The sequence below is a fragment of the Bradyrhizobium sp. S3.7.6 genome (genome assembly GCF_054061875.1).
This window is the reverse complement of the sequence record NZ_JBSSEQ010000001.1, coordinates 8,782,739-8,807,813: the sequence shown is the minus strand read 5'-3', so window position 1 is coordinate 8,807,813 and position 25,075 is coordinate 8,782,739. Positions and strand designations below refer to the sequence as shown.

Annotated in this window: 24 protein-coding genes; 16 read left to right on the top strand and 8 right to left on the bottom strand. The window is 64.8% G+C overall.

The annotated features are described in order from the left end of the window. The first annotated feature begins 80 nt into the window (after window positions 1-80). Window positions 81-1,235, top strand: coding sequence for a DUF3095 domain-containing protein (locus ACVJ5M_RS42495; RefSeq protein ID WP_063985734.1), 1,155 nt, complete (start codon window positions 81-83; stop codon window positions 1,233-1,235). On the opposite strand, the gene ACVJ5M_RS42490 is transcribed toward ACVJ5M_RS42495, so the two are convergent. From ACVJ5M_RS42490 to ACVJ5M_RS42480, 3 genes are all read right to left on the bottom strand, one after another. Beyond that, window positions 1,232-1,666, bottom strand: a complete 435-nt coding sequence (locus tag ACVJ5M_RS42490) for a DUF2147 domain-containing protein (RefSeq protein ID WP_063985733.1) — start codon at window positions 1,664-1,666, stop codon at window positions 1,232-1,234. The genes ACVJ5M_RS42495 and ACVJ5M_RS42490 overlap by 4 nt on opposite strands. Window positions 1,667-1,762: 96 nt before the next feature. Beyond that, window positions 1,763-3,148, bottom strand: a complete 1,386-nt coding sequence (locus tag ACVJ5M_RS42485) for an MATE family efflux transporter (RefSeq protein WP_063985732.1) — start codon at window positions 3,146-3,148, stop codon at window positions 1,763-1,765. A gap of 82 nt (window positions 3,149-3,230) precedes the next feature. After that, entirely contained in the window at window positions 3,231-3,758 is a 528-nt protein-coding gene (locus ACVJ5M_RS42480) for a GNAT family N-acetyltransferase (RefSeq protein ID WP_063985731.1), read from the bottom strand. Between the two features lie 231 nt (window positions 3,759-3,989). Between ACVJ5M_RS42480 and ACVJ5M_RS42475 the strand changes: the two genes are divergently transcribed. The 15 genes from ACVJ5M_RS42475 to ACVJ5M_RS42405 all read left to right on the top strand — a co-directional run bounded on the left by ACVJ5M_RS42475 (window position 3,990) and on the right by ACVJ5M_RS42405 (window position 20,130). Further along, window positions 3,990-4,586: a superoxide dismutase gene (locus ACVJ5M_RS42475; RefSeq protein ID WP_063985730.1), complete on the top strand. Its 597-nt coding sequence runs from the start codon at window positions 3,990-3,992 to the stop codon at window positions 4,584-4,586. A gap of 215 nt (window positions 4,587-4,801) precedes the next feature. After that, window positions 4,802-5,413, top strand: a complete 612-nt coding sequence (locus ACVJ5M_RS42470; protein WP_063985729.1) for a permease — start codon at window positions 4,802-4,804, stop codon at window positions 5,411-5,413. After that, on the top strand, window positions 5,410-5,910 hold the full coding sequence (locus tag ACVJ5M_RS42465) for a hypothetical protein (protein WP_008138982.1): 501 nt from the start codon (window positions 5,410-5,412) through the stop codon (window positions 5,908-5,910). Before ACVJ5M_RS42470 ends, ACVJ5M_RS42465 begins: the two co-directional genes overlap by 4 nt. Before the next feature lie 44 nt (window positions 5,911-5,954). After that, a complete protein-coding gene (locus ACVJ5M_RS42460) occupies window positions 5,955-6,203 on the top strand; it encodes a hypothetical protein (protein ID WP_063985728.1) in 249 nt (82 codons plus the stop codon). 2 nt (window positions 6,204-6,205) lie between these two features. Continuing rightward, a complete protein-coding gene (locus ACVJ5M_RS42455; RefSeq protein ID WP_063985727.1) occupies window positions 6,206-6,958 on the top strand; it encodes a metal ABC transporter ATP-binding protein in 753 nt (250 codons plus the stop codon). Window positions 6,959-6,964: 6 nt separating this feature from the next. Next, window positions 6,965-7,834 carry a metal ABC transporter permease gene (locus ACVJ5M_RS42450; RefSeq protein ID WP_063985726.1) on the top strand — a complete coding sequence of 290 codons (870 nt, stop codon included), beginning with the start codon at window positions 6,965-6,967 and terminating at the stop codon, window positions 7,832-7,834. A 2-nt stretch (window positions 7,835-7,836) separates the two neighbouring features. Continuing rightward, window positions 7,837-8,700, top strand: a complete 864-nt coding sequence (locus ACVJ5M_RS42445) for a metal ABC transporter solute-binding protein, Zn/Mn family (protein ID WP_063985725.1) — start codon at window positions 7,837-7,839, stop codon at window positions 8,698-8,700. A 55-nt stretch (window positions 8,701-8,755) separates the two neighbouring features. Beyond that, window positions 8,756-9,796 carry a CobW family GTP-binding protein gene (locus tag ACVJ5M_RS42440; protein WP_063985724.1) on the top strand — a complete coding sequence of 347 codons (1,041 nt, stop codon included), beginning with the start codon at window positions 8,756-8,758 and terminating at the stop codon, window positions 9,794-9,796. Then, window positions 9,796-10,815, top strand: a complete 1,020-nt coding sequence (locus tag ACVJ5M_RS42435) for a WD40 repeat domain-containing protein (protein WP_354098032.1) — start codon at window positions 9,796-9,798, stop codon at window positions 10,813-10,815. Before ACVJ5M_RS42440 ends, ACVJ5M_RS42435 begins: the two co-directional genes overlap by 1 nt. A gap of 211 nt (window positions 10,816-11,026) precedes the next feature. After that, entirely contained in the window at window positions 11,027-14,569 is a 3,543-nt protein-coding gene (locus tag ACVJ5M_RS42430) for an FG-GAP-like repeat-containing protein (protein ID WP_063985722.1), read from the top strand. Window positions 14,570-14,890: 321 nt separating this feature from the next. Beyond that, complete coding sequence (locus ACVJ5M_RS42425; RefSeq protein WP_456679623.1) at window positions 14,891-15,382, top strand: hypothetical protein; 492 nt, start codon at window positions 14,891-14,893, stop codon at window positions 15,380-15,382. Next, the gene (locus ACVJ5M_RS42420) at window positions 15,322-18,042 is read left to right on the top strand and encodes an FG-GAP-like repeat-containing protein (RefSeq protein ID WP_456679640.1); all 2,721 of its coding nucleotides are present in this window, start codon (window positions 15,322-15,324) and stop codon (window positions 18,040-18,042) included. The genes ACVJ5M_RS42425 and ACVJ5M_RS42420 overlap by 61 nt, the downstream gene beginning before the upstream one ends. Before the next feature lie 108 nt (window positions 18,043-18,150). Beyond that, window positions 18,151-18,861, top strand: coding sequence for an MgtC/SapB family protein (locus ACVJ5M_RS42415; RefSeq protein ID WP_283017745.1), 711 nt, complete (start codon window positions 18,151-18,153; stop codon window positions 18,859-18,861). 101 nt (window positions 18,862-18,962) lie between these two features. Beyond that, entirely contained in the window at window positions 18,963-19,295 is a 333-nt protein-coding gene (locus ACVJ5M_RS42410; protein WP_063986723.1) for a hypothetical protein, read from the top strand. Window positions 19,296-19,389: 94 nt separating this feature from the next. Continuing rightward, complete coding sequence (locus tag ACVJ5M_RS42405; RefSeq protein WP_063985719.1) at window positions 19,390-20,130, top strand: acetoacetate decarboxylase; 741 nt, start codon at window positions 19,390-19,392, stop codon at window positions 20,128-20,130. A gap of 63 nt (window positions 20,131-20,193) precedes the next feature. On the opposite strand, the gene ACVJ5M_RS42400 is transcribed toward ACVJ5M_RS42405, so the two are convergent. From ACVJ5M_RS42400 to ACVJ5M_RS42380, 5 genes are all read right to left on the bottom strand, one after another. Continuing rightward, complete coding sequence (locus ACVJ5M_RS42400) at window positions 20,194-21,636, bottom strand: homospermidine synthase (RefSeq protein ID WP_063985718.1); 1,443 nt, start codon at window positions 21,634-21,636, stop codon at window positions 20,194-20,196. Window positions 21,637-21,704: 68 nt separating this feature from the next. Then, window positions 21,705-22,094: a RidA family protein gene (locus ACVJ5M_RS42395; protein ID WP_063985717.1), complete on the bottom strand. Its 390-nt coding sequence runs from the start codon at window positions 22,092-22,094 to the stop codon at window positions 21,705-21,707. Between the two features lie 134 nt (window positions 22,095-22,228). Next, on the bottom strand, window positions 22,229-22,816 hold the full coding sequence (locus ACVJ5M_RS42390; RefSeq protein WP_283017744.1) for a GNAT family N-acetyltransferase: 588 nt from the start codon (window positions 22,814-22,816) through the stop codon (window positions 22,229-22,231). A gap of 145 nt (window positions 22,817-22,961) precedes the next feature. Next, complete coding sequence (locus ACVJ5M_RS42385; protein WP_063985715.1) at window positions 22,962-24,104, bottom strand: type III PLP-dependent enzyme; 1,143 nt, start codon at window positions 24,102-24,104, stop codon at window positions 22,962-22,964. Window positions 24,105-24,779: 675 nt separating this feature from the next. Continuing rightward, window positions 24,780-25,034, bottom strand: coding sequence for a hypothetical protein (locus ACVJ5M_RS42380; RefSeq protein WP_063985714.1), 255 nt, complete (start codon window positions 25,032-25,034; stop codon window positions 24,780-24,782). Window positions 25,035-25,075 lie beyond the last annotated feature (41 nt).

Below are 25,075 nucleotides of genomic sequence, written 5' to 3'. Positions count from 1 at the left end.
GGGACGCCGGGCGGCGAACCCGGATCGATCCTGCCTCGTATCTTCCTCGGACGCGCTTCCCAACCATCCGGCATCACTCGATGACATCAGGCGAATCCTTCTACGGCAGCATTCCCGTCTTTCGCGGCTTCACCAGCCTGATGGACCCCGCGCTCTATTCGCGATTGCCTGACGACTGGAGCATCGGCGTTGCCGACATCGTCGATTCCACCAAGGCGATTGCGGCGCAGCGCTACAAGGCGGTCAACATGGCCGGTGCCGCCGTGATCGCGGCGGTGACCAACGCGCTCGAGGGACGCGAATTCCCCTTCGTGTTCGGCGGCGACGGCGCGAGCTTTGCGGTCGCGCCTTCCGATGTCGAACGTGCCCGCGAGGCGCTGGCCGCGACCGCAACCTGGGTGCGGGAAGACCTCGATCTGAAGATGCGCGTCGCGCTGGTGCCGGTGGGTGCAATTCGCGCGCAGGGGCTCGACGTGCGCGTCGCACGCTTCGGTCCGTCGGCCAATTTGTCCTATGCGATGTTTTCCGGCGGAGGGCTCGCCTGGGCCGACGCCGCCATGAAGCGCGGCGAGTTCGCGGTCGCCGAGGCACCCGCCGGCACGCAGCCCGATCTTTCCGGCCTGTCCTGCCGCTTCGAGGTGATGCCGTCCGCGCGCGGCCTGATCCTGTCGGTGCTGGTGATGCCGGCGCGCGGTGTCGATCCGCACGCCTTCCGCAAGGTGATCGAGGACATCATCCATCTCGTCGAGCGCAGCCCTGATGGCGGCCGCCCGGTGCCGCCGCAGGGGCCGCCGCTGAAATGGCCGCCGCAGGGGCTGGAATTCGAAGCCCGCACCAAACGCGGCGGTCCGCTGGTCGCGCGCCGCGCCCGCGTGCTGGCCTACACGCTGTTCGTCTATCTGATCATGCGTTTCGACCTCAACGTCGGCGGTTTCGTGCCAAACGTCTACAAGCGCCAGGTGGTCGAGAATTCTGACTTCCGCAAATATGACGACGGCCTGCGCATGATCCTCGACTGCACCCCGCAGCTCGAGCGCGCGTTGAGCGACCGTCTCGCGGCTGCGGCACGCGACGGCGTCGTGCGCTACGGCCTCTACCCGCAGGACGCCGCGATGATGACCTGTTTCACGCCATCGGCCCTGCGCAGCGACCACGTCCATTTCATCGACGGCGCGCGCGGCGGCTACGCGTCGGCGGCAACGGCGTTGAAGGCGATGATGGCAGGCGCGAGCTAGCGTCCCGCGCGCGTCCAGGTCTCGCCGCCGCAGAGCGCGCCGACGCAACCTTCGACCCGCAGCGAATCCGCACCAGTCACGGAGACGTTGCTCGCATAGGTGCTGCCGTCATCGGCATTGTAGATCTGGCCCGACCATTTGTTCGGCCCTGAGGGCTCCATGCCGCTGAACAGCGGCAGCCCGATCATCGCGCGTTTGGCGAGCGCTGGATTGGGATTCTTGCTGTCGATCGCAGGCTGGCCGGTCGCGGTGTCATAGGGCTCGCGCAGCCAGACGATATGGCCGCAGATGCCGCCGCCGCACTTGCTGATCTTGACGCGCGCATCGCCGGCCTGCGTCAGCCAGGTCCCATCGGCGCTCTGCGCGTGGGCGGCGGTCGCACCAAACAGTGCAGTCAGGATGATGGAAAGGATGGCGAATCTGCCGAACATGGAAAGTGCCCCCGAAAATGGAGGCGCCTCCATAGCAGTCCGGCAGGATAGTGCAACGCTGGATGGAATCACATTCCCGCGCTTATTTGCCTGCGCTCATTTGCCCCAGCGTGCGAAGGCGACCGAGGCCGCGGTCGAAAGCCCGAACACGACCATGGCGCCGCCGACCAGTGCGAACAAGGTCCAGGCCGGCGCCTGCGCCGTCATGAGACCGACGCCGCCGATCGCGACGATCAGCAGCCGCGCCGTGGAGGCCAGCACCGGACCGCCGACGCGCGCTGCGCCTTGCGAGGAAAAATACAGCGACACGCCCATGCCGAAGAACACGAAGGCCGGACCGGCCCAGTGGAAATAGCTGTGCGCCGCCGCGGTGACGCCGGGATCCCCGGTGAAGAGCGATACCCACAACGCCGGATCAAGCGCGATGACGAGGCCGATCAGGCCGACGGTCAATCCCGAGGCCGCGGCCGCGGTCCAGGCGACACGCCGCGCGCGTTTCACATGCCCGGCGCCCATCGCCATGCCGACCATCGGCACCGAGGCGATGCCGAAGGCGAAGGTGATCGGGATCAGCAGGAATTCCAGCCGTGACCCGATGCCGTAGCCGGCCAGCATCTCGGTGCCGAAGGTCGCGAGGATTTTTGTGAAGATCAGAATCGTGAGCACGGTCTGGAGCGGCGACAGGCAGGCGACCGCGCCGACCTTGAGGATGTCCAGGAACATCGCGCGTTCGAAATGGAAGGTGCGGACCTTCAGCGGCAGCCGGCTGCGGCCGGACAGGAGATACCAGAGGAAGAAGATCGCCGCGCAGGTGAAGGCGATCAACTGGCCGGCAGCGACACCCGGCATGCCGAATTGCTTCAAGCCGAATAGGCCGAGCCCCAGCGTGCCGCCGAGCGCGATCTGGAGCGCGCTCGCCCCGATCAGAATCATCGAAGGCAGGCGCATGTCGCCGGTGCCGCGGATCACCGAGGCCAGCGTGTTGACGAGCCAGATCGCGACCGCGCCGGAGAACAGCATTTGCGAATAGCCGCTGGCTTCCTCGAGCACGCGCTCGCGTCCGCCGAGCAGCGTGAAGAAGCTGCGGCCGAAGGCGAGCATCATCACCGTGAAGAACAGTCCGCCGCAGAGGCCGATGATGGCGGCGTGCAGCGCCAGCGTCGCGGCGCGGTCACGATCGCCTGCGCCGAGCGCGCGGCTGATCGCGGACGAAACGCCGCCGCCCATCGCGCCCGCGCTCATCATCTGCGTCAGCATCGCGAACGGAAACACCAGCGCGATCGCCGCCAGCGGAATGGTGCCGAGCCGGCCGATATAGGAGGTCTCGGCAATCGCAACCAGCGTGCTGCCGACCATCGCGATCATGTTGGGGATCGCGAGCCGCAGCAGTGTCGGCAGGATCGGCGCCGTCAACAGGCTCGCAATGGGGGAAGCGACCGGTGCACGTGGCGGCGCGGCGTCTGCGGAGGCGTCGATCGTCATGTTCACCGGGCGGAATATTGGATGACGATCGACATCTTATCTGGCGCAGCATCTTCGCGCCAGTCCTCCCCTCACGCAGGGCTCACCAGGGCAGGCCGCATAGGTCGATGGTGCCCAGCGTCGGCGCGCGGACGATGTTGAAGACGTAGGGCGCCATGTAGTCGAAGCGGATCCGACCCTCCGGCTGCTCGCAATAGACCTCGCCCTTGAAGGGGAGCCAGCTGCGGGCCTCGTAGAACGCAAAATTGTTCGATTCGGAGAACAGCAGCCCGAAACGGACCGCCTCGTTGGCGCGCATGGTGTGGATGGCTGCGTCGATCGCCATGGTCGCGTAGCCGCGGCCGCGCCGGTCCTCGCGGGTGCAGACCCCGCCGATGCCGCCGATGTGAACCTTCTGTCCATTCCAGGTGACGGTACGGAAGTAGATGCCGACGTGGCAGACGAGGCCGTCCTCGGGCGTCTCGATCAGCACGCGAAGGTCGGCATTGGCCCATTTAACGTGGCTCCACGACGGCTTCTCGGCGGCGTCGCGTCCCCAGACCGCACTGAGCAGGGGCTGTGCGATCCGCCACGAAGCGTCGCCGTTCAGGATGTCGATCTCGATGCTCATTGCTTTCTCTTTTGCATCTCCGCGCCATGGTGCGTTCGTTCCGCCATAAGCGCCTCAAAGGCAATGATATTTTACGGCCTGTCGAAGCGCGCCCCACATGCGTCGATTTTATGCAATCCGGCCAATCGGCCGCATCACGCAATTTCGCAAATTGGCGGTATTTAACGGCGGTGGAACCTTCTATAAGAGTCCCCGTTAAGCCAGTTCCCCATCAGTCGCGGACAACAACCCATGACCTTTACGCTGCCCCCACTCCCTTACGCCTATGACGCCCTCGGCCAGTTCATGTCGAAGGAGACGCTGGAATTCCACCACGACAAGCATCATCAGGCCTACGTCACCAACGGCAACAACGCGCTTAAGGGCACCGAATGGGAAGGCAAGTCCCTTGAGGAGATCGTCAAGGGCTCGTTCGGCAAGAACCCGGCCGTGTTCAACAATGCCGGCCAGCACTACAACCACATCCACTTCTGGAGCTGGATGAAGCCCAATGGCGGCGGCACCAAGCTGCCGGGCAAGCTCGAGAAGAAGATCAACGAGGACCTCGGTGGCTTCGAGAAGTTCAAGACGGACTTCCAGGCGGCCGGCGTTGGCCAGTTCGGCTCCGGCTGGGCCTGGCTCCAGGTCAAGAACGGCAAGCTCGAGATCGCCAAGACCCCGAACGGCGAGAATCCGCTGGTGCACGGCGCCACCCCGATCCTCGGCGTGGACGTCTGGGAGCACTCCTACTACATCGACTATCGCAACCGCCGTCCGGACTATCTGAAGGCGTTCGTCGAGAACCTCGTGAACTGGGAATACGTCGAGTCCCTGTTCGACAAGGCCTGAGCCATCACACTTTCCGGGTGCGGCGTCGCCGCTCCGGGATGACGAACTCGAAAAGGCGGTCGCATGCGCGACCGCCTTTTTGCTGTGCGGAATTCGACTGCTGCTTCGCATGGCCCTGCGCGAGGTGCGCATCGCTTCCCGCCATCGTACTGTTTGCATCGCATGGGCGGCGCCCTTAATCAGGATGGGCATCACCCTCGAGCCCACCGAGCCCGTTGTCAGAGCCTTCCCCGAACAATCCGGCGCCTGCCGAGGACGCGGAGTCCGAGCCGCGGCCGGGGCGTGTGCGCGAGCCGATCGGCTGGTCGACCATCATCATCGCGGTGCTGGTGGCGGTGAGCGCGGGCCTGGTCTGGCGGCGTGATGGCACGGACGGTGTCCTGGAGATTCTCACGCACGACCTCTCGCTGTTCGGCGGCATCCTGCCGCGCGTGCTGGCCGGCTGCCTGCTCGGGGCCTTCATCTCCGAAATCCTGCCGCACGAAAAAGTCTCGCGCTCGCTCGGGCCGAAATCCGGCCTGATGGGCCTTTTGATCGGCACCGCCTTCGGTGCGATCCTGCCGGGCGGACCCTTCACCGCCTATCCTGTGGCGAGCGCGCTGCTCGCCGTCGGCGCCGATTTCGGCGCCACCATCGCCATGGTCGTGAGCTGGACCCTGATCGGCTACGGCCGCGCGGTGGCCTGGGAAATCCCGATCATGGGCACCGACTTCACGCTGTGGCGGATCCTGATCTCGCTGCCGCTGCCGGTGCTCGCCGGCGCGCTCGGCCGCTTCGTCTATGTTCGGATCTATCCGCAGCCGGCCGCGAAGGACGACGAGAATTGAGCGCCGCGCTTCTGATCGACATCCTGTTGTGGGGCTCGGTGTTCGGCGTCGGCCTGATCGCCTTTCGCCGCGGCCCACCGGTGTTCAAGGCCTCGCTCCGCGAAGGCTCCATGGACTTCATCAACATCGTGCCGCGCATCGCGCTCGGGGTGATCGGCTCCGGCTACATCGCCGCCATCATCCCGCAGGAGGTGATCACCGGCTGGCTCGGGCCGGACAGTGGCTGGCTCGGGGTTGCGACCGCCGTGGTCGCCGGCGCCGCCACGCCCGGCGGACCCGTGATCGGCTTCTCCATCGGCACGGTGGCGCTGAAGTCGGGCGGTGGGGTACCGCAGGTGGTTGCCTATGTCGTCGCCTGGGCCTTATTTGCCTTCCAGCGGGTGATTTTATGGGAAATCCCGTTCATGCCGGCCCGGTTCGTCTGGTTCCGCTGCGCCGTCTCGGTGCCGTTCCCGTTCGTCGCCGCAGCCATCGCGATGGTGATCGGCAAGCCTTGAGCCGGCCGTGGACAGGGGTAATGTTATAATATAACGTCGCTGGCATGGTTCCCGCCGCGTCCCACGCTCATCACCACGACCACGTTCATGGCCAGTCCCATGACCATTCTCATGGCGACGGGCATTCGCATGGACACGATCATACCCACGCCCATGTCCATGATGCGGCCTCGCCCCATCCGGCCCAGGACGCGCCCTGGTCGATCCTGCGCATGACCATGGCCGGCCGCCTCGCGGCCGCGCTTGCCGTCTGTGCCGTGCTCTGGGGCGTGGTCTTCCTGGCGATGAGGTGACCATGGCGGCCGTGCACTTCCATAATGTCACGCTCGGCTACGACCGGCATCCGGCCGTGCATCATCTCAACGGCGAGGTCGCCTCCGGTGCGCTGGTAGCCGTGATCGGCCCGAACGGCGCCGGCAAGTCGACGCTGTTGCGCGGCATCGTCGGCATCCTCCGGCCGCTCGACGGCAGCATCCATCTCGGCGGGCTCGATAGCCGCGATATCGCCTATCTGCCGCAGAGCGCGGAGATCGACCGCAGCTTCCCGATCTCGGTGTTCGACTTCGTCGGCACCGGGCTGTGGCGCGACGCGGGCCTGTTCGGGGGCATCGGCAAGGCTGCGCGGGAGAAGATCCTGCGCGCGATCGCTTCCGTCGGCCTCAACGGCTTCGAGAACCGCCCCATCGGAACGCTCTCGGGCGGGCAGATGCAGCGCATCTTGTTCGCGCGCGTGCTGCTCCAGGACGCGCGCCTGATCGTGCTCGACGAGCCCTTCAACGCGATCGACAGCAAGACCACGGCCGATCTGCTCGCGCTGGTGAAGCACTGGCACGGCGAGGGCCGCACCGTGCTCGCCGCGCTGCACGACATGGAAATGGTGCGCAACCATTTCACCGAAACACTGGTGCTGGCGCGCGGTCCCGTGGCCTGGGGGCCGACGGCGGAGGTGCTGACGCCGGAAAACCTGCTGGTCGCGATGCGGATGTGCGAGGCTTTTGACGATAGTGCCACGGCTTGCGCCGAGGACGGACGCTCGCGGGCGGCGTGATCGCAGATGATCTATGACGCGCTGATCGGCCCGTTCACCGAATTCGAGTTCATGCGGCGCGCGCTCGCCGCCGTGATCGCGCTGTCGCTGGCGGGTGCGCCGATCGGCGTGTTCCTGATGCTGCGGCGAATGAGCCTCGTCGGCGATGCCATGGCGCATGCGATCCTGCCCGGCGCTGCCGTCGGCTTCCTGCTCTCCGGCCTCAATCTGTTCGCGATGACCGCCGGCGGCCTGGTTGCAGGATTTGCGGTTGCGATCCTCGCCGGCGTGGTCGCGCGTTCGACCGGGCTCAAGGAGGACGCCTCGCTTGCGACCTTCTATCTGGCCTCGCTGGCGCTGGGTGTGACCATCGTCTCGATCAAGGGCACCAACATCGACCTCTTGCACGTGCTGTTCGGCAACATCCTCGCGATGGACGACCAGACGCTGCTGGTGGTGGCCTTCAACGCCACGGTCACGCTGCTGGTGCTCGCGGTGATCTATCGCCCGCTGGTGATCGAGAGCGTCGATCCCTTGTTCCTGCGCACCGTCAGCCGTGCCGGCGGCCCCGCGCATCTCGCCTTCCTCGCGCTCGTCGTGATCAACCTCGTCAACGGCTTTCAGGCGCTCGGCACGCTGCTCGCGGTGGGCCTGATGATCCTGCCGGCCGGCATTGCCCGGTTCTGGTCGCGCGATCTCACTGTCATGATCTGCATCGCCGTCGTCGCTGCCGCCGTCTCGGGCTATGCGGGCCTCGTGCTGTCGTTCCAGACCCGCGTGCCGTCGGGGCCTGCGATCATTCTGGTGGCGACGGTGCTCTACATCGTCTCGGTGCTGTTCGGCCGCGTCGGCGGCATCGTCCGGCAGATGTTTCCCGGCCGGCATCTGGAGGCGTGACGATGCGGCGCCTCCTGCTTTGTGTGCTCCTGCTGATCGCCTCGCCGCTGCATGCGGCTGAGCGGCTCAATGTCGTCGCGAGTTTCTCGATCCTCGGCGATTTCGTCCGGAACGTTGGCGGCGATCGGGTCGACGTCACGACGCTGGTCGGCCCCGACAGCGACGTCCACGTCTACACGCCCGCGCCAAGCGATGCGAAGCGGATTGCGGATGCAAAGCTCGTCATCGTCAACGGGCTCGGCCTCGAAGGCTGGCTGCCCCGTCTGGTGCAGTCCGCAGGAAGCAAGGCGCAGGTGGTCACCGTGAGTGCCGGCATCGCACCGCTGAAGCTCGGCTCGGCCGCGGATCCACATGCCTGGCAGTCCGTCCCCAACGCCAGGATCTACGTGAGCGACATCGCCAATGCGCTGGCTGCGGCCGACCCTGACGACGCCGAGTTCTTCCGCGCCCGGGCAAAGGCCTATCTGGACAAGCTCGAAGCGCTCGACCGCGAGGTGCGGGAGGCCGCGGCGAAAATCCCGCCGGAGCGGCGCAAGGTGATCTCCACCCACGACGCCTTCGGCTATTTCGCCGCCGAATATGGTGTCCAGTTCGTGGCCCCCTTGGGGGTCTCCACGGAGACCGAGCCCAGCGCGCGGGACATCGCCGCCATCATCGGCCAGATCAAGGCCCAAAAGATCCCGGCCGTGTTCCTGGAAAACATCAGTGATGACCGTCTGATCCGGCGGATCGCGGCCGAGACCGGGGCCAAGGTCGGCGGGACCCTGATTTCGGACGGTCTGACGGGCGAAAAGGGGCTTGCCCCCACTTACATTGACATGGTCAGGCACAATATAAAGGCCCTGACCAGCGCGCTTGACCACTAGGGCAGGGGGCCACCCCGCCTCGCGTCGCGCGGAAAAGCCCGATGTCGGAGTTCTTATGTCTGAAGCGACTTCCCCGAAAATTCCCGTGACCGTGCTGACCGGCTATCTCGGTGCCGGCAAGACCACGCTTTTGAATCGCATCCTGTCGGAAAACCACGGCAAGAAATACGCCGTCATCGTCAACGAATTCGGCGAGATCGGCATCGACAACGACCTCATCATCGGCGCCGATGAGGAAGTGTTCGAGATGAACAATGGCTGCATCTGCTGCACCGTGCGCGGCGACCTCGTGCGCATCATGGACGGCCTGATGAAGCGCAAGGGCAAGTTCGACGCCATCATCGTCGAGACCACCGGCCTTGCCGATCCCGCGCCTGTCGCCCAGACCTTCTTCGTCGACGAGGACGTGCAGAAGAACGCGCGGCTCGACGCCGTCGTCACGGTTGCCGACGCCAAATGGCTGTCGGACCGGCTCAAGGATGCGCCCGAGGCCAAGAACCAGATCGCCTTCGCCGATGTCATCGTGCTCAACAAGACCGATCTCGTCACCAAGCCGGAGCTTGCCGAGGTCGAGGCCCGCATCCGCGCCATCAATCCCTATGCGAAGCTGCACCGCACCGAGCGCTGCTCGGTGGCCTTGGCTGACGTGCTCGACCGCGGCGCGTTCGACCTCGACCGCATCCTCGACATCGAGCCGGACTTTTTAAATGCCGATGATCATGACCATGACCATGATCATCACGGCCACGACCATCACCACCATGATCACGGCCACGGCCTGAAGCACTATCACGACGAGGACATGCAGTCGCTCTCGCTCAAGACCGACAAGCCGCTTGATCCGAACATGTTCATGCCCTGGCTCCAGAACCTGGTGCAGGTGGAGGGCGGGAAGATTTTGCGCTCCAAGGGCATCCTTGCGTTCCACGACGACGATGACCGCTACGTCTTCCAGGGCGTTCACATGATGCTGGAGGGCAACCACCAGCGGAAATGGAAGGACGGCGAGCCGCGCCAGAGCCGCCTCGTCTTCATCGGTCGCGAATTGCCGGAAAAGGCCATTCGCGAGGGTTTTGAGAGCTGCATCGTCTCGTGATGAAAGAGTTTACGCCGGCCCCCGATTCCGCCTCGATCGTCTCCGTCACCGATCGCGTCAAGCCTGTTACGCTCGGGATGGGCGTGACCTCGGTGTATTTCCTTGGGCCCCGCGCCGCCTTCGTCGGCGGCGAGGAGAATGTCGCGTTCGTCGACGCCAAGGGCGAGATCACGACGGTCGCCGTGCATAGTAGCGGCATTCTGTCGACCGCCTCCGACGGCAAGCGCCTCATGATGGGCGGCGACGATGGCAAGGTCGTGTCGCTCGACGCCAAGGGTGAGGTGACGCTGCTCGCCACCGATCCGAAGCGGCGCTGGATCGACGCGGTGGCGCTGCATCCCGACGGGGCCTATGCCTGGTCGGCCGGCAAGACGGCCACCGTCAAGAGCGGCAAGACCGAGGAGAAGTCGCTCGAGGTGCCCTCGACCGTCGGCGGTCTCGCGTTCGCGCCGAAGGGCCTGCGGCTCGCGATTGCCCATTACAACGGCGCGACGCTGTGGTTTCCGAACATGGAAGGATCGGCCGAATTCCTGCCCTGGGCCGGCTCGCATCTCGGCGTCACCTTCAGCCCGGACAACAAGTTCCTGGTCACCACGATGCACGAGGCGGCGCTGCACGGCTGGCGGCTTGCCGACAACAGGCACATGCGCATGACCGGCTATCCCGGCCGCGTCCGCTCGATGTCATGGAGCGCGGGCGGCAAAGGATTGGCGACTTCGGGTGCCGACACAGTCATCATCTGGCCGTTCGGCAGCAAGGACGGCCCGATGGGCAAGGAGCCCGCGATGCTCGCGCCCCTGCAGGCGCGCGTGTCCGTGGTCGCCTGCCATCCGAAGAACGACATCCTCGCCGCCGGCTACAGCGATGGCACCGTGCTGATGGTGCGGCTCGAGGACGGCGCCGAGATCCTCGTTCGCCGCAATGGCACGCCTCCGGTCGCCGCGATTGCCTGGAACGCCAAGGGCACGCTGCTGGCCTTCGCCGACGAAAATGGGGACGGCGGTCTACTGGAGCTATGAGGCCGACTATCCACAGCCTCTCCCTGTTATGTTATTTTTGTTATCGTGTAACATAACCGACAAGCAGCCTCTGTAGGGTCGCAGATGTAGAGAGCACGGCGTGCAATTTCGAATTGCTGCCGCGCGATCGAATGTGCCTGGCGCCGGTTTGTCCGGGGCCAGTGTGCATTTCGAATCCCCGCATCAACACGCGCCACCGCAGGGAATTCAGATGCCCGTCATCCCCGATCTTCCGACCATCACCAGCATCACAGCGACCGATCCGACCCAGACCGACGCCGGAACGGTGCACTACACCGTCACGTTCTCGAAGCCTGTTCTTGGCGTCACGATTGATCAGTTCAGCCTTGCAACGAGTGGCAGCATCGGCGGCGCGGGCATCACCGACGTGACACCGGTCGCCGGCAGCAACCTTTCGAGCTATACGGTCACGGTGAATACCGGATTCGGCTCCGGCTCGGTGGCGCTCCAGTTCACGGGAAGCAACGTCCACGATACCAATGGTTACTATGTCGGACCGTACCAATCCGAATCGAAGCTGACCGTAAACAGCCCGACGTCCTTCGCGATCGGCGACGTCAACGGAGACGGGAAGCTGGACGTCGTGATGGGGACAAACTTTTTCGTCAACCCGAGCTACGTCAGCGTGGCGCTGAACGACGGCACCGGTCACTTCTCCTCAGCCTCGAACACCTCGAGCCCAGGCCTATTGCCCTTGCTGGCGCTTGCCGATCTGAATGGCGACGGCAAGCTGGACATCGCACAGGTCACCCTCGACGGTACCGTGACTGTTCGTCTCGGCAACGGTAACGGCACGTTCGGGGCCAACACGAGCTATTCCGCCGGCAGCGGCGTCTATCAAACACCTAAAGTGATCGACGTGACCGGCGATGGCGTGCTCGACATCGTCGTCGGCAGCACGGTCCTGCCAGGAAATGGCAACGGTACGTTTGGGACTGCCATCACCACGAATCTCGGCGTCGGCTCCATCGCCTATGGCGACTTCAATGGAGACGGCAAGCTCGACCTCGTGACGAGGAATTCGACCAATCTGGCAATAGCGCTGAGCTTCGGCAATGGTGACGGCACGTTCCAGGCTCCGTCGTCCCCGGTCAAGACGGCGACATCTGTCCTCACCGGCGATTTCAACGGTGACGGCAAGCTCGACATGGCGGCCGTCAGCAGCGCCACAATCTCGATCCTGCTCGGCAACGGCGACGGTACTTTCACCTCGTCCGGGACGACTCTTCAGGCGGCGGGTACGATCGGATCCGGCGCGGTCGCCGACATCAACGGCGATGGCGTGGCTGATCTCGTGGTCGTCGGAACCAACAACACGCTCTCGACCTTCTTCGGTCACGGCGACGGCACGTTCGGGCAAGTGAGGATCTCGCCGCTCGACAAGACCGCCGGGCAGATCGGCGTCGGTGACCTGAACGGCGACGGCAAGGCCGACGTTCTGGTCGGATATCAATTCGGCACCAATCCTTTCACTCAAAGTTCGGGCACCGATATCCTGCTGACCGGTTCATCCAGCGAGACGGGACCGGCGTACACGATCGCGCGGACGTCGCCGGCGCTGACCATCACCGACGGGGACGTCACGCTCGGCGCCGACGGCAACAATTACATCAACGCGGCGCATTTCCATGGTGGGGCGACGATGTTGGCCGGCACCGGCAATGCCGGCGACACCATCTCGGTCACCGACGCCATGACTCACGCAGTCGTCGGCACGGCCACGGTCGGCCAGAACGGCACGTGGAGCCTCGGCGTGTCCGGCCTGCAGGACGGCACCACTTACAGCTATGTCGCGGCTGCGACCGACTCCCACGGCAACAGCAGCGTCGGCCCGGCGTTCACCTTCACGGTCGATGCGACCGCATCGCTCGGGATCACGGGCATCAATTTGTCGGCCGACTCGTCGGTGTCAAACCCGAAGGTCACCCTGCAGGGGACGACCGACGTGCCGGCGCAGGTGACCGTCTCGATTGGAGGGACCGACGTGATCGTCTCCAGCGCGACCGGATCGTGGCAGTTCAATAGCCAGGTCGTGCCATACGGATTGACGACGATCGTGGCTAGATTCTCGGATGCCGCAGGCAATGTCGGCGCCTCGCCGACCTATACGCTCATCAGGGGCAACTATACGCTTGTCTCCAGCACGCAGCTCGCCAACGCGGTGGTTGTCGACAGTTTCTTCACCGTGGATTCCAACGCCGCGGAGACCGGCGCGATCGTTCTCTCTGGCGCGGGCGAAATCGTCCGCGGGACCTCGACCGGGGCAACGATATACAATGGTGGGAGCCAAGGGCTCGAATACGGCACGGCGACCGGGACCCTGGTGCAGGCTGGCGCCACTCAGCTCGTGAGCTTCCAGGGGACCGCCAAGGACACGGTGCTTTATGGCACGCAAACGGTCGGCAACACGGCGATCCACACCACGATCAAGTCGGGCGGACTCCAGAACATCTACGTCAACGGCAGCACCTACGGCACCGTCATCGAGGCTCTTGGCACCCAAAGCACGGCCGGCGCCGACCACGATGCGACTGTCTTCGGTACGCAATATGTGACGGGCAGCAGCGCGAATGCCACGATCGGCTCGGGTGGCAATCAATACGATTACGGCACAGCGACCGGCGCAATGGTCCAGAGCGGCGGCTCCCAACACGTCTATCAGGGCGGCAGTGCCAGCGGCACCACCGTTGCTGCGGGCGGCTATCAGGACGTCTACCAGGGGACGGCCACCAACACCGTGCTCGCCGGCAATCAGCAGGTGCTTGCCGGTGGCCAGGCTGCCGGCACCGTCATCAATGCCGGTGGCCGGCAATATGTCGGCTCCGGTGGCGCGACCACCAATACGACCATCGCGATCGGCGGCTTCCAGTATGTCGACGCCGGCGCCACCGACAGCGGTGCGACCATCGCTGGTGGCCGGCAGTACATCGTCGGGTCAACGACGAGCGCGACCGTTGGCGCAGGCGGCGTTCAGTACGACTACGGGACGTCTATCGCGGTTCTTGTCGAGAGCGGCGGCATCCAGCATGTCTATCAGGGCGGCAGTGCGGATGGCACGACCGTTGCGGCGGGCGGCTATCAGGACGTTTCCCAGGGGACAGTCACCAACACCGTGCTCGACGGTGAGCAGCAGGTGCTCACGGACGGCCATGCCACCGGCACCACCATCAATGCCGGCGGGCGGCAATATGTCGGTTCGGGCGGCGCAACCACCGCCACGACCATCGAGACCGACGGCTTCCAGTATGTGGACTCCGGCGCCACCGACGGCAGTGCGACGATCAATGGCGGCTATCAGTTCGTCGCAGGTGCTGCGACCGCCGCAGCCGTCAGCGGTGGTGGCGAGCAGGAAGTGGGGGCGGGCGGCATCGCCTCGAACTCGCATCTCGACGGCGGCAGCGAGCATGTCTACGCCGGCGGCCTGCTCCAGAACGTCGATTTCGGCGGCTCGAACGGCGCAACGCTGGTGCTCGACGCGCCGACGGGCCTGTCTGGCGCGATCGCCAATTTCGGCGCTGACGACACCATCGACTTCCGCAACACGGTGGTCAGTAGTGTCGATGTCGACAGCGCGAACAATCTGACGGTCACGACCGACGGCGGCCAGAGCTACTCCTGGGCGCTGCTGGCGCAGTACGCAGCTTCGTCCTTCGTGCTCGCGGCCGACGGCAACGGCGGAACGATGCTGAGCTATGTGCCGCCACAGCAGACCTTGCTCGCGGCCGCTCACTAAGGCAGGCAAAACCAAGACGGACGGGCATTGGCTTCCATAGCGCCGATGCCCGTTCAAATTGACCGCGGCGCAACTCTCGCATGGATCGTCTGTCGATCTTGCGAGGGACCGGTTTCTGCGAGGCACAGGCTCCCTGCGTTATGTTGTTTATCGTTAATGTGTAACATAACCGACAAGCAGTCCCTGTAGGGTCGCAGATGTAGAGAGCACGGCGTGCAATTTCGAATTGCTGCCGCGCGATCAGTTGCGCTTGGCGTCGGCCTGTCCGGAGCCGGCGTGCAATTCGAATCCTCGCATCAAGCGCCACGCCAGGGAATCCCCATGCCACTCATCCCCGATCTTCCGACGCTCGTCAGCATCACAGGCACCGATCCGTCGTCGACCGACGCGTCCGTCGTGCACTACACCGTCACCTTTTCGAAGCCGGTGTCCGGCGTCACGGTCGATCAGTTCACCCTCGCCACGACGGGGAGCATCAATGGTGCCGGCATCACGGACATCACGCCGGTGGCTGGCAGCAACGGCGCGAGCTACACGGTCACGGTCAACACCGGCTCGGGCAGCGGTTCGCTGGGGCTGCAACTGACCGGCACCAATGTGCACGATTCCAGCGGCTATTATATCGGGCCATTCCAGTCCGAGTCGCAGATGGCCGGCCCGCGCTTCAGCATCATCAACACGGCGGCGGTCGGCGACGTCAACGGCGATGGCAAGCAGGATATGGTGTACATCCGAACCGTCAGCGCTTCCGCATATTTTCTCGATGTGTCAGGACCAATGACGGCACGGGCCAGTTCAAGCAAACCTCGCTGACCGGCGCCTCGGAGCTGGAATCGTCGATTCGACTCGGCGACGTCAACGGCGACGGCAAGCTGGACGTCCTGATGGGCAACATCTTCACCGGGACCCTGGACGTCAGGCTGGGCAATGGCGACGGCACGTTCGCGGCGGCGACGAAGTATGCGACGGGTGGCAGCACTGGCGGCAATATCAGGGCGTTTGCCGACTTCAACGGCGACGGCAGGGCCGACGTGATCATGTCGAACAACATCGGCACGTCGCTGCTGCTCGGTAACGGCGATGGTTCTTTCGGATCGCCCATTGCCACGAATGCCTCCAACGCCTTCGCAAGCGGAGATTTCAACGGCGATGGAAAGATCGATCTGCTTGTGCAGGACTCGTCAAGTTCGCCGGTTGCCGTGCGGCTTGGCAACGGGGATGGCACGTTCCAATCCCCGATCACGGCCGGCACCTCATCCAGAACGATCAGCGGCGACTTCAACGGCGACGGCAAGCTTGATCTTGCACTCGGAACCAACAACTCGATTGCGATCCTGCTCGGCAACGGCGACGGCACCTTCGCGTCGCCACAGACCTTCCTGACACCGGCGCCCATCTGGAACTTGGCGGCCGCGGACTTCAATGGCGACGGTAAAACGGACCTCGCCGTGGTCGCTAGCAGCAACAATACGCTTTCGACCTTCTACAGTCGCGGTGACGGCACGTTCGGCCCGGCGGTGACGTTGCCGCTCGCTTCGGGCGCCAACGGAATCACCGTCGGTGACCTCAATGGAGACGGAAAAGCCGACGTGGTGGTGGAGTGGACAACGAGCAACTCCTCGACCGGCGAGGATGTTTTCCTCACCGCGCCGAATTCGACCACCACGCAATATACGATCAGCCGCACGCCTCCGGCCCTGACGATCGTCGATGCGGACGTGACGCCGGGTGCGGACGGCAACAATTACATCAACGCGGCGCACTTCCATGGCGGGATGACGACCCTGTCCGGCTCCGGCAATGCCGGAGACACCGTCACGGTCACGAATGCCGGCGACAATTCCGTCGTTGGCGTCACCACGGTTGGCAGCGACGGCAGCTGGAGCCTCGGCGTGTCCGGCCTCCAGGACGGCTCGACCTACAGCTACGCCGCGACCGCCACGGATAGCCTGGGCAACCATAGCAACCCCGGGCCCGCATTCACCTTTACGGTCGATGCGACCGCCCCCGTCCTCGCGATCACGAGCATCGAAAATTCCGATGCAACGCCCTTTTCGATCACCGTCCGGGGCACGCTCGACCTGGCTGACGCGACCTCCGCGCTCACCTTGTCGTTTGGTCCAACGGATCACGCAGTCACCAGCGCCGCCGACGGCACCTGGCGGCTGGACAATCTGTCTCCGGCAACCGGACTTTCCTATGTGACGGCCCGTCTGCGCGACGCCGCCGGCAATACCGGCGTGTCGCAATCGATCCCTCTCGCCTTTGGCTACACGCTAGCGAGCGGCGCCTCACTTGAGAACGCGATCGTCGCGGCGGCCTCCTCGTCCTTCAACCCGAGCCTTGTTGTCCGCGGCACCTCGGTCGGGGCGACCGTCTTGCGCAACGGAATCGAAGAAGACTACGGCATCTCGACCGGATCGGTGGTCAAGAACGGCGGCCAGCAGCATGTTTTTGGCACCGGCACGACCGGCGCGATGATCGAAGCCGGCGGCTATCAGGACATCCGCGCCGGTGGGCGTGCGACAGATACCCTGTTGTACGGTTTCGGGCAGGTCTACGCTAACGGCACCTCGGCCCACACCACGATCAAGGCTGGCGGACAGCAGTCCGTTGCCGCCGGCGGCCGCGACGTCAACTCGACGATCGACGGCGGAACGCAATATCTGAGCGGAACGGCGACGGGCACGACGGTGGGCGCCGGCGGCAATCAATACGATTACGGCACGGCGAATGGCGTCCTCGTCGCGAGTGGCGGCTCCCAACACGTCTATCAGGGCGGTAGGGCCGCCGGAACGACGGTCGCGGCGGGTGGCTACCAGGATGTTTACCAAGGTACCGTCACCGACACCGTGCTCGACGGCGATCAGCAGGTGCTCGGCAATGGCCACGCTGCCGGCACCGTCATCAATGCCGGTGGGCGGCAATATGTCGGCTCCGGTGGCGCGACAACGGGCACGACGATCGCAGCCGGCGGCTTCCAGTACGTGGACGCCGGCGCTACCGACGGCAGCGCGACGATCAATGGCGGCTATCAGTTCGTCGCAGGCGCTGCGACCGCAACGACGGTCAGCGGCGGTGGCGAGCAGGATGTCGGGGCGGGCGGCAACGTCTCGAACGCGCATCTGGATGGCGGCAGCGAGCATGTCTACGCCGGCGGCCTGCTCCAGAACGTCGATTTCGGCGGCTCCGACGGCGCAGCGCTGGTGCTGGACACGCCGGCGGGTCTGACCGGCTCGATCGCCAATTTCGGCGCCGATGACACCATCGACTTCCGCAACACGGTGGTCAGCAGTGTCGATGTCGACGGCGCGAACAATTTGACGGTCACGACCGACGGCGGCCAGAGCTACTCCTGGGCCCTGCTGGCGCAATACTCGGCCTCGTCCTTCGTGCTCGCCTCCGACGGCAACGGCGGCACCGTGCTGAACTACACGCCGCCCCAGCAGATGTTGCTCGCGGCCGCTCATTAAGGCGGAGAAAGCAAGACGACCGGGCATCGGCTTCCACAGCCGGTGCCCGTTCAAATTGACCTCGTCGGCACTCTCGCATAGATCGTGTGCCAACCCGTGCGAGGGACCATGCGGTTTTTGACGACCTTCCAGATTGCTGACTTCGCCGACACGCTGGTCAGCCTGTTCACAGCCTTCGTGCTGGGCACGCTGATCGGCGCCGAGCGGCAGTACCGCCAGCGCACCGCGGGTCTGCGCACCAACGTGCTGGTCGCGGTCGGTGCTGCCGCCTTCGTCGATCTCGCCATGCACCTGACCGGCGCCGACGGTGCGGTCCGCGTGATCTCCTATGTTGTCTCGGGCATCGGCTTCCTCGGCGCCGGCGTCATCATGAAGCAGGGCATGGACGTGCGCGGGCTCAACACCGCGGCGACGCTGTGGGCCTCGGCCGCCGTCGGCTCCTGTGCCGGCGCGGACATGGTCGCGCAGGCGGCCGCGCTGACCGTGTTCGTCATCGCCGGCAACACCATGCTGCGCCCGCTGGTCAACGCCATCAACCGCATTCCGCTGAACGAGAAGACCTCGGAGGCGACCTACTATTTCAAGCTCGCCGTCGCGGCCGACGCCCTGCCCGACATGCGCGACCGTCTCGTCGACAAGTTGGAGGCCGCGAAATATCCGGTGGCCGATATCGACGTGGTTGAGACTGGGGATGACCTGATCGAGATTGTCGCAAAGCTGGTTGCGACCGCAGTCGATCCGAACGAGCTGAACGCGGTGGCGACCGATCTCCAGCACCTGCCGGGCGTCCGCCACGCGGAAGTCAACACCTCCGACTGAGCGTGGCGTTTTGGCGCGCGAAGGCACGGTTCCCGCCTCGTCCGCCATGGAACCGCAGTCGGGCAAGTTCGTTGGTCCCGCGGACAAAGGCGGTGATCGACATGCCCGGCCCAAATGACAAGCGCAGACTGAAACGCGACCTGATGATCGCCTGCTCGCTGTTCGCAGCAGGCGTCGTGGTGTCAGGTCTATCGCTGGCGCAGATCCGGGCCGAAAGCCGGACGCAGACGGCGCAGGCGACGCAACCGCTCCAGGGCACGCCGTCCAGCGATCAGGACAAGACGCCCGCGCAGGCCAAGCCCGGTGGCGACCGGCCGACCACGCCGGCCCCCGAGCCCGCGCGCCCCGATCCGCAGACGCAGGGTGCGGCGACCAAGCCGGCACTGCCGGCGGCGCCCGCGGAGAAGATCGCGCCGCCGATCAAGGAGAAGTAGCCCGGCGGCCGGCGTATTGTGACGCGCATTTGATCTCGCCTCGGCAGACGGCCCGTTCCATAATCTGTCGCGCCAACGACAGATGGGGCCTCCCATGAAGATCGAAGACGTCCGCCGCACCGCTTATTCGATGCCGCTCACCAACCCGGCATTCCCGCCGGGGCCATATCGCTTCTTCGACCGCGAATATTTCATCATCACCTACAGGACCGATCCCGAAGCCCTCGCCGCCATCGTGCCCGAGCCGCTCGAGGTGGCGGAGCCGGTGGTGAAATACGAATTCATCCGCATGCCCGACTCGACCGGATTCGGCGACTACACCGAAACCGGGCAGGTGATTCCGGTCCGCTTCAAGGGCGAGGAGGGCGGCTACACCCACGCGATGTATCTGGACGACGAGGCCCCGATCGCCGGCGGCCGCGAGCTGTGGGGCTTTCCGAAAAAGCTCGCAAGGCCCAAGATCGAGATCGAGAGCGACGTCCTGGTCGGCTCGCTGCATTACGGCTCGGTCCTCTGCGCTTCGGCCACGATGGGCTACAAGCACCGCAAGGTCGACCACGACATGGTGCTGAAATCGATGGCGGCGCCGAACTTCATCCTGAAGATCATCCCGCATGTCGACGGCAGCCCGCGGATCTGCGAGCTGGTGCGGTTTCATCTCGATGACGTCGTGCTGAAGGAAGCATGGACCGGCCCTGCCGCGCTCGGCCTGTTTCCTCACGCACTCTGCGACGTCGCCCGCCTGCCGGTGCGCGAGGTGGTCTCGGCGCTGCATTTCAAAGCGGACCTGACGCTCGGGCTCGGCAGCGTGGCGTTCGATTACTTGGCGAAATAGGTCGGCAAAAAGAAATGCCCGGCACAAGGCCGGGCATCGCTATCAACCGGAAGCGCTGAGAGGTCAGCGCACCAGGACATTCCGGAACTGCCAGGGATCGCTCGTGTCGATGTCTTCCGGGAACAGTCCCGGACGATCCGTCAGCGGCGTCCAGTCGGTGTAGTAACCCTTCACCGGGCCGAGATACGGCAGCTGGATCTCCAGCAGACGATCGAAATCCATCTCGTCGGCTTCGACGATGCCTTCGTTCGGGTTTTCCAGCGCCCACACCATGCCGCCGAGCACGGCGGAGGTCACCTGCAGGCCGGTGGCGTTCTGATAGGGCGCGAGTTGGCGGGTCTCTTCGATGGAGAGCTGCGAGCCGTACCAATAGGCATTGTTGTCGTGGCCGAACAGCAGCACGCCCAGTTCGTCGATGCCGTCGACGATTTCGTTCTCATCGAGGATGTGGTGCTTTTCCTGCATCTTCGCGGCACGGCCGAACATTTCGTGCAGCGACAGCACGGCATCGTCGGCCGGATGGTAGGCGTAGTGGCAGGTCGGCCGGTAGACCGCTGTGCCCGATGCGTCGCGCACCGTGAAGTAATCGGAGATCGAGATCGACTCGTTGTGGGTGACGAGAAAGCCATACTGCGCGCCGCGGGTCGGGCACCAGGTGCGCACGCGCGTGTTGGCGCCGGGCTGCATCAGATAGATGGCGGCGCCGCAGCCGGCTTCGTGGGTCCGCGCATTCTCGGGCATCCATTTTTCATGGGTGCCCCAGCCGAGTTCGGACGGCTGCACGCCTTCCGACAGGAAGCCTTCGACCGACCAGGTGTTGACGAAGACATCAGGCTCTTTCGGCGACTTGGAGCGCTGGGTGTCACGCTCGGCGATGTGGATGCCCTTGATGCCGGCCTGCCGCATCAAATCGGCCCACTCGGCCTTGGTCTTCGGCTTGGGGGCATTGAGCTTCAGGTCGGCGGCGACGTTGAGCAGCGCCTGCTTGACGAAAAAGGAGACCATGCCGGGATTGGCGCCACAGCAGGAGACGGCCGTCGTCGAGCCCGCCGGGCGCGCCTTCTTGGCGGCCAGCGTCACTTCGCGAAGCGCGTAGTTGGAACGCGCTTCCGGGCCCTTCGAGGAATCGAAATAGAAACCGAGCCAGGGCTCGTTGACGGTATCGATGTAGAGCGCGCCGAGCTCATTGCAGAGCTCCATGATGTCGGTGGAGCCGGTATCGACCGAGAGATTGACGCAAAAACCCTGGCCGCCGCCTTCGGTGAGCAGCGGGGTCAGCAACTCCCGGTAATTGTCCCGGGTCACGGCCTTCTGGATGAAGCGGACGTTCTGCTTCTCGCAATGCGCCTTGCGGCCCTCGTCCTTGGGATCGATCACGGTGACGCGCGACTTGTCGTAGTCGAGATGCCGCTCGATCATCGGCAGCGTTCCTTTGCCGATGGAGCCGAAGCCGACCATGACGATGGGACCAGTGATCTTCGCGTAGATCTGCGAGGGGTGGCTCATGGGATGGTTTCTCCGGAACGTGCTGGCAGACAAAGGGTGGGGGGGTGGATCAGGCGCTGCGGCGCTTGTCAGACGCTGCGGCGCTTGGCGGTGACTTCGATCTCGACCTTCATCTCGGGCTTGGCGAGGGCGCTGACGACCAGCAATGTCGCAGCCGGCCTGATATCGCCGAGAACCTCGCCGCAGACGGCGAAGTGGGCATCGATGTAGCTGGCGTCGGTGACGTAGTAGGTCGCACGGACGATATCGGCCATCTCGAATCCGCCCTCCTTCAGGGCGGCTTCGATGGTCTTGAAGCAGTTGCGTGACTGGCTCGTGACATCTGATGGCATCGTCATCGTCGTGTAGTCATAGCCGGTGGTTCCGGCGACGAAGGCGAACTCGCCGTCGATCACGGCGCGGCTGTAGCCGACAGTCTTCTCGAGGGGAGAGCCGGTGGAGATCAGGCGACGGGACATGGTCGTGGGCCTCGACTGAACGGGGTGTTGGCGGGTTAAAGGGCGTTTCTCAGGCCCGCGCAACCCCAAAGGAACGGGCACGCGCGAGCATCGCCGCGGAACGCGGCTTAAGTCGTCGCCATCATGGCAATCCCTTAGGCCGCGTGCGCCTGGAGGGCGCGAACTACCCTCCGTTTGGGCAGGGCCGTGCCGGTCGGCACGATCATCCCCTCAACGCCATCCAGCGCACCGGCCTGGAATTCGATCGCCAGCAGGCGATCGCGCTCGAACGGGCCGGGCAGCATCAATGCGCCGGTCTTCTCGGGCGAGAAGCCGAAGCGGGCGTAATAGGGGGCATCGCCGAGAAGGATCACGGCGGCATGCCCGCGCGCCCGGGCGGCGGCCAGCGCTTGATGCATCAGCGCGGCGCCGATCCCGAGCTCGCGGAAGGCAGGGTCCACCGCCAGCGGTCCGAGGACCAAAGCGGGCCTGCCTCCGGCGCTGACGTGCCACAGCCGCACGGTTCCCACGAGTGTCCCCTCGCGCACAGCCGACAGGGCAAGGCCTGCGGCAGGTGCACGTCCGTCGCGCAGGCGCTGGCAGGTGCGGCCGTGGCGGTTCTCGCCAAAGCTTGCATCCAGCAGCGCTTCACGGGCGGCGACGTCGGCAGCACGTTCCGCACGGATCGCGAACGGAGCGGCTTTCGAAGTGAGGGCGACTTGTGGCTTCCGAAAAGCAGTCATGGCGCGTCAGTCCCCGCTTGAACCCGCGTGCGAGAAGCACGCCGGCTCAAGACGTCGTCAGAATGGCAATGTCAGGAAGGGAGCCGGCGGACCGGCTCCCGGGTTCGTCAGGCCTCAAAACGAGAGGCGGATCAGATGTGGCAAATCAGATGTGGTACGTCTTCAGCGGCGGGATGCCGTTGAACGCCACCGCCGAGTAGGTCGACGTATAGGCCCCGGTGCCTTCGATCAGCAGCTTGTCGCCGATCTCGAGCGTGACGGGGAGCGGATACGGGCTCTTCTCGTACAGCACGTCGGCGCTGTCGCAGGTCGGGCCTGCGAGCACGCACGGCGTCATGTCCGCACCGTCATGCGGGGTGCGGATGGCGTAACGGATCGACTCGTCCATGGTCTCGGCGAGACCGCCGAACTTGCCGATGTCCAAATACACCCAGCGCACCTCGTCCTCGTCGCTCTTCTTCGAGATGAGCACGACTTCGGATTCGATGATGCCGGCATTGCCCACCATGCCGCGACCCGGCTCGATGATGGTCTCCGGAATCTGGTTGCCGAAGTGCTTGCGCAGCGCGCGGAAGATCGAGCGGCCGTAGGTGACCACCGGCGGCACGTCCTTCAGGTACTTGGTCGGGAAGCCGCCGCCCATGTTGACCATAGAGAGGTTGATGCCGCGCTCGGCGCAGTCGCGGAACACCTGCGAGGCCATCGCCAGCGCACGGTCCCACGCCTTCACCTTGCGCTGCTGCGAGCCGACATGGAAGGAGATGCCGCACGGCTCCAGGCCCAGGCGCTTGGCAACGTCGAGCACGTCGACAGCCATTTCCGGGTCGCAGCCGAACTTGCGCGACAGCGGCCATTCGGCGCCGGCGCAGTCATAGAGGATGCGGCAGAACACCTTCGCGCCGGGAGCGGCACGGGCGACCTTCTCGACCTCAGGAACGCAGTCGACCGCGAACAGCCGGATGCCGAGCGCGAAGGCGCGCGCGATGTCGCGCTCCTTCTTGATCGTGTTGCCGAAGGAGATGCGGTCGGGCGTAGCTCCTGCGGCCAGCGCCATTTCGATCTCGGCGACTGTCGCGGTGTCGAAGCAGGAGCCCATGGATGCTAGCAGGGACAACACTTCCGGCGCCGGGTTCGCCTTGACGGCATAGAACACGCGGCTGTCGGGCAGCGCCTTGGCAAAGGTCTGGTAATTGTCGCGCACGACCTCGAGGTCGACGACGAGGCAAGGCTCGGTGTCCCGGCCCTCGCTGCGGCGGTTGCGCAGGAATTCCTGAATACGTTCGGTCATAGCACTCTCCCAAACGGCCCAGCGACGGGGATCCGTTCAAAAAATGTCGTCGGATAAGAGCGCTCCGGCCAGATCGCGCGATGGAGGCGCGACGAGCCAAAGACTCAAACCAGACTGTGCTGCCGTGGATTGGTTGGGATTGTTCCCGCCCGCACACCTGGCAATGAAGGACAAGCCTTTTCAGTAGCCCGCGCCGGCGTTGGACTGCCGGTAGAGACCAAAAAAGCCCGATCCGTCGTTGCTTTAAGTCGCGTCCCCCGTTGAGAGCGGGGTGCGCCGGTTCGCCTCCGGCTGCCAGTCACGGTTGCAAAAAGTGAAGTCACCTTCGACTAGGCATCTCTTTGAGAGAGATGCTGGACGCTCCGGGTTTGCTTCCTCGTCCGACCTTTCGGTCTCGCGACTTCCGCACTTCCGAAGAGCCCCTCGGCTTCTTCACCCCTTGGCGGCTGTCCGGCCTCTTGTCCGGATACCTACCGACTGACACACGACCACAGGCACGTGCGAAATTGGGCAAGAGCGCACATAAGCGTTTTGACTCAGCTTCGCAAGAATTTTTTTAGGCTGAGGACAGAATTGCCTAACATCTGCTTGCGCAGTGTTGCACGAGCGGCGCGGAAGATGAACGCGCGTTAAGTTTTCTCAGCCGTGCGCGCGTCTTGCGCGCGCGAGGAAGCGTCAGCGGCGCTTCGTGAACGGCTCGACGCGCTGAGCCGCGCGGATGAACGCGGTCATCACGAGCACGCCGAGCGCGAACAGCACAGCCTGCAGGATGTGCGTGCCCTGCTCGCCGAGCCCGAACAGGATCGCGAGCGCCCAGCCGCCGGCGAACGCGGCGCCGAACACCTCGGCGCCGATCAGGATGGCGGCGCTGACGACAGTGATGACGCTCGGCCAGACGATCTGACGGGAAGAGGAGACAGGCGCGTTCATGAGCTCTGGGGTCCGTGGCTTCGAGGGCCGCAATCTCCCCG

Coding starts and splice junctions, on each gene's coding strand:
- ACVJ5M_RS42495 (WP_063985734.1), top strand. CDS start 81: ATGACATCAGGCGAATCCTTCTACGGCAGCATTCCCGTCTTTCGCGGC.
- ACVJ5M_RS42490 (WP_063985733.1), bottom strand. CDS start 1,666: ATGTTCGGCAGATTCGCCATCCTTTCCATCATCCTGACTGCACTGTTT.
- ACVJ5M_RS42485 (WP_063985732.1), bottom strand. CDS start 3,148: ATGACGATCGACGCCTCCGCAGACGCCGCGCCGCCACGTGCACCGGTC.
- ACVJ5M_RS42480 (WP_063985731.1), bottom strand. CDS start 3,758: ATGAGCATCGAGATCGACATCCTGAACGGCGACGCTTCGTGGCGGATC.
- ACVJ5M_RS42475 (WP_063985730.1), top strand. CDS start 3,990: ATGACCTTTACGCTGCCCCCACTCCCTTACGCCTATGACGCCCTCGGC.
- ACVJ5M_RS42460 (WP_063985728.1), top strand. CDS start 5,955: ATGGTTCCCGCCGCGTCCCACGCTCATCACCACGACCACGTTCATGGC.
- ACVJ5M_RS42455 (WP_063985727.1), top strand. CDS start 6,206: ATGGCGGCCGTGCACTTCCATAATGTCACGCTCGGCTACGACCGGCAT.
- ACVJ5M_RS42450 (WP_063985726.1), top strand. CDS start 6,965: ATGATCTATGACGCGCTGATCGGCCCGTTCACCGAATTCGAGTTCATG.
- ACVJ5M_RS42445 (WP_063985725.1), top strand. CDS start 7,837: ATGCGGCGCCTCCTGCTTTGTGTGCTCCTGCTGATCGCCTCGCCGCTG.
- ACVJ5M_RS42440 (WP_063985724.1), top strand. CDS start 8,756: ATGTCTGAAGCGACTTCCCCGAAAATTCCCGTGACCGTGCTGACCGGC.
- ACVJ5M_RS42435 (WP_354098032.1), top strand. CDS start 9,796: ATGAAAGAGTTTACGCCGGCCCCCGATTCCGCCTCGATCGTCTCCGTC.
- ACVJ5M_RS42430 (WP_063985722.1), top strand. CDS start 11,027: ATGCCCGTCATCCCCGATCTTCCGACCATCACCAGCATCACAGCGACC.
- ACVJ5M_RS42425 (WP_456679623.1), top strand. CDS start 14,891: ATGCCACTCATCCCCGATCTTCCGACGCTCGTCAGCATCACAGGCACC.
- ACVJ5M_RS42415 (WP_283017745.1), top strand. CDS start 18,151: ATGCGGTTTTTGACGACCTTCCAGATTGCTGACTTCGCCGACACGCTG.
- ACVJ5M_RS42410 (WP_063986723.1), top strand. CDS start 18,963: ATGCCCGGCCCAAATGACAAGCGCAGACTGAAACGCGACCTGATGATC.
- ACVJ5M_RS42405 (WP_063985719.1), top strand. CDS start 19,390: ATGAAGATCGAAGACGTCCGCCGCACCGCTTATTCGATGCCGCTCACC.
- ACVJ5M_RS42400 (WP_063985718.1), bottom strand. CDS start 21,636: ATGAGCCACCCCTCGCAGATCTACGCGAAGATCACTGGTCCCATCGTC.
- ACVJ5M_RS42395 (WP_063985717.1), bottom strand. CDS start 22,094: ATGTCCCGTCGCCTGATCTCCACCGGCTCTCCCCTCGAGAAGACTGTC.
- ACVJ5M_RS42390 (WP_283017744.1), bottom strand. CDS start 22,816: ATGACTGCTTTTCGGAAGCCACAAGTCGCCCTCACTTCGAAAGCCGCT.
- ACVJ5M_RS42385 (WP_063985715.1), bottom strand. CDS start 24,104: ATGACCGAACGTATTCAGGAATTCCTGCGCAACCGCCGCAGCGAGGGC.
- ACVJ5M_RS42380 (WP_063985714.1), bottom strand. CDS start 25,034: ATGAACGCGCCTGTCTCCTCTTCCCGTCAGATCGTCTGGCCGAGCGTC.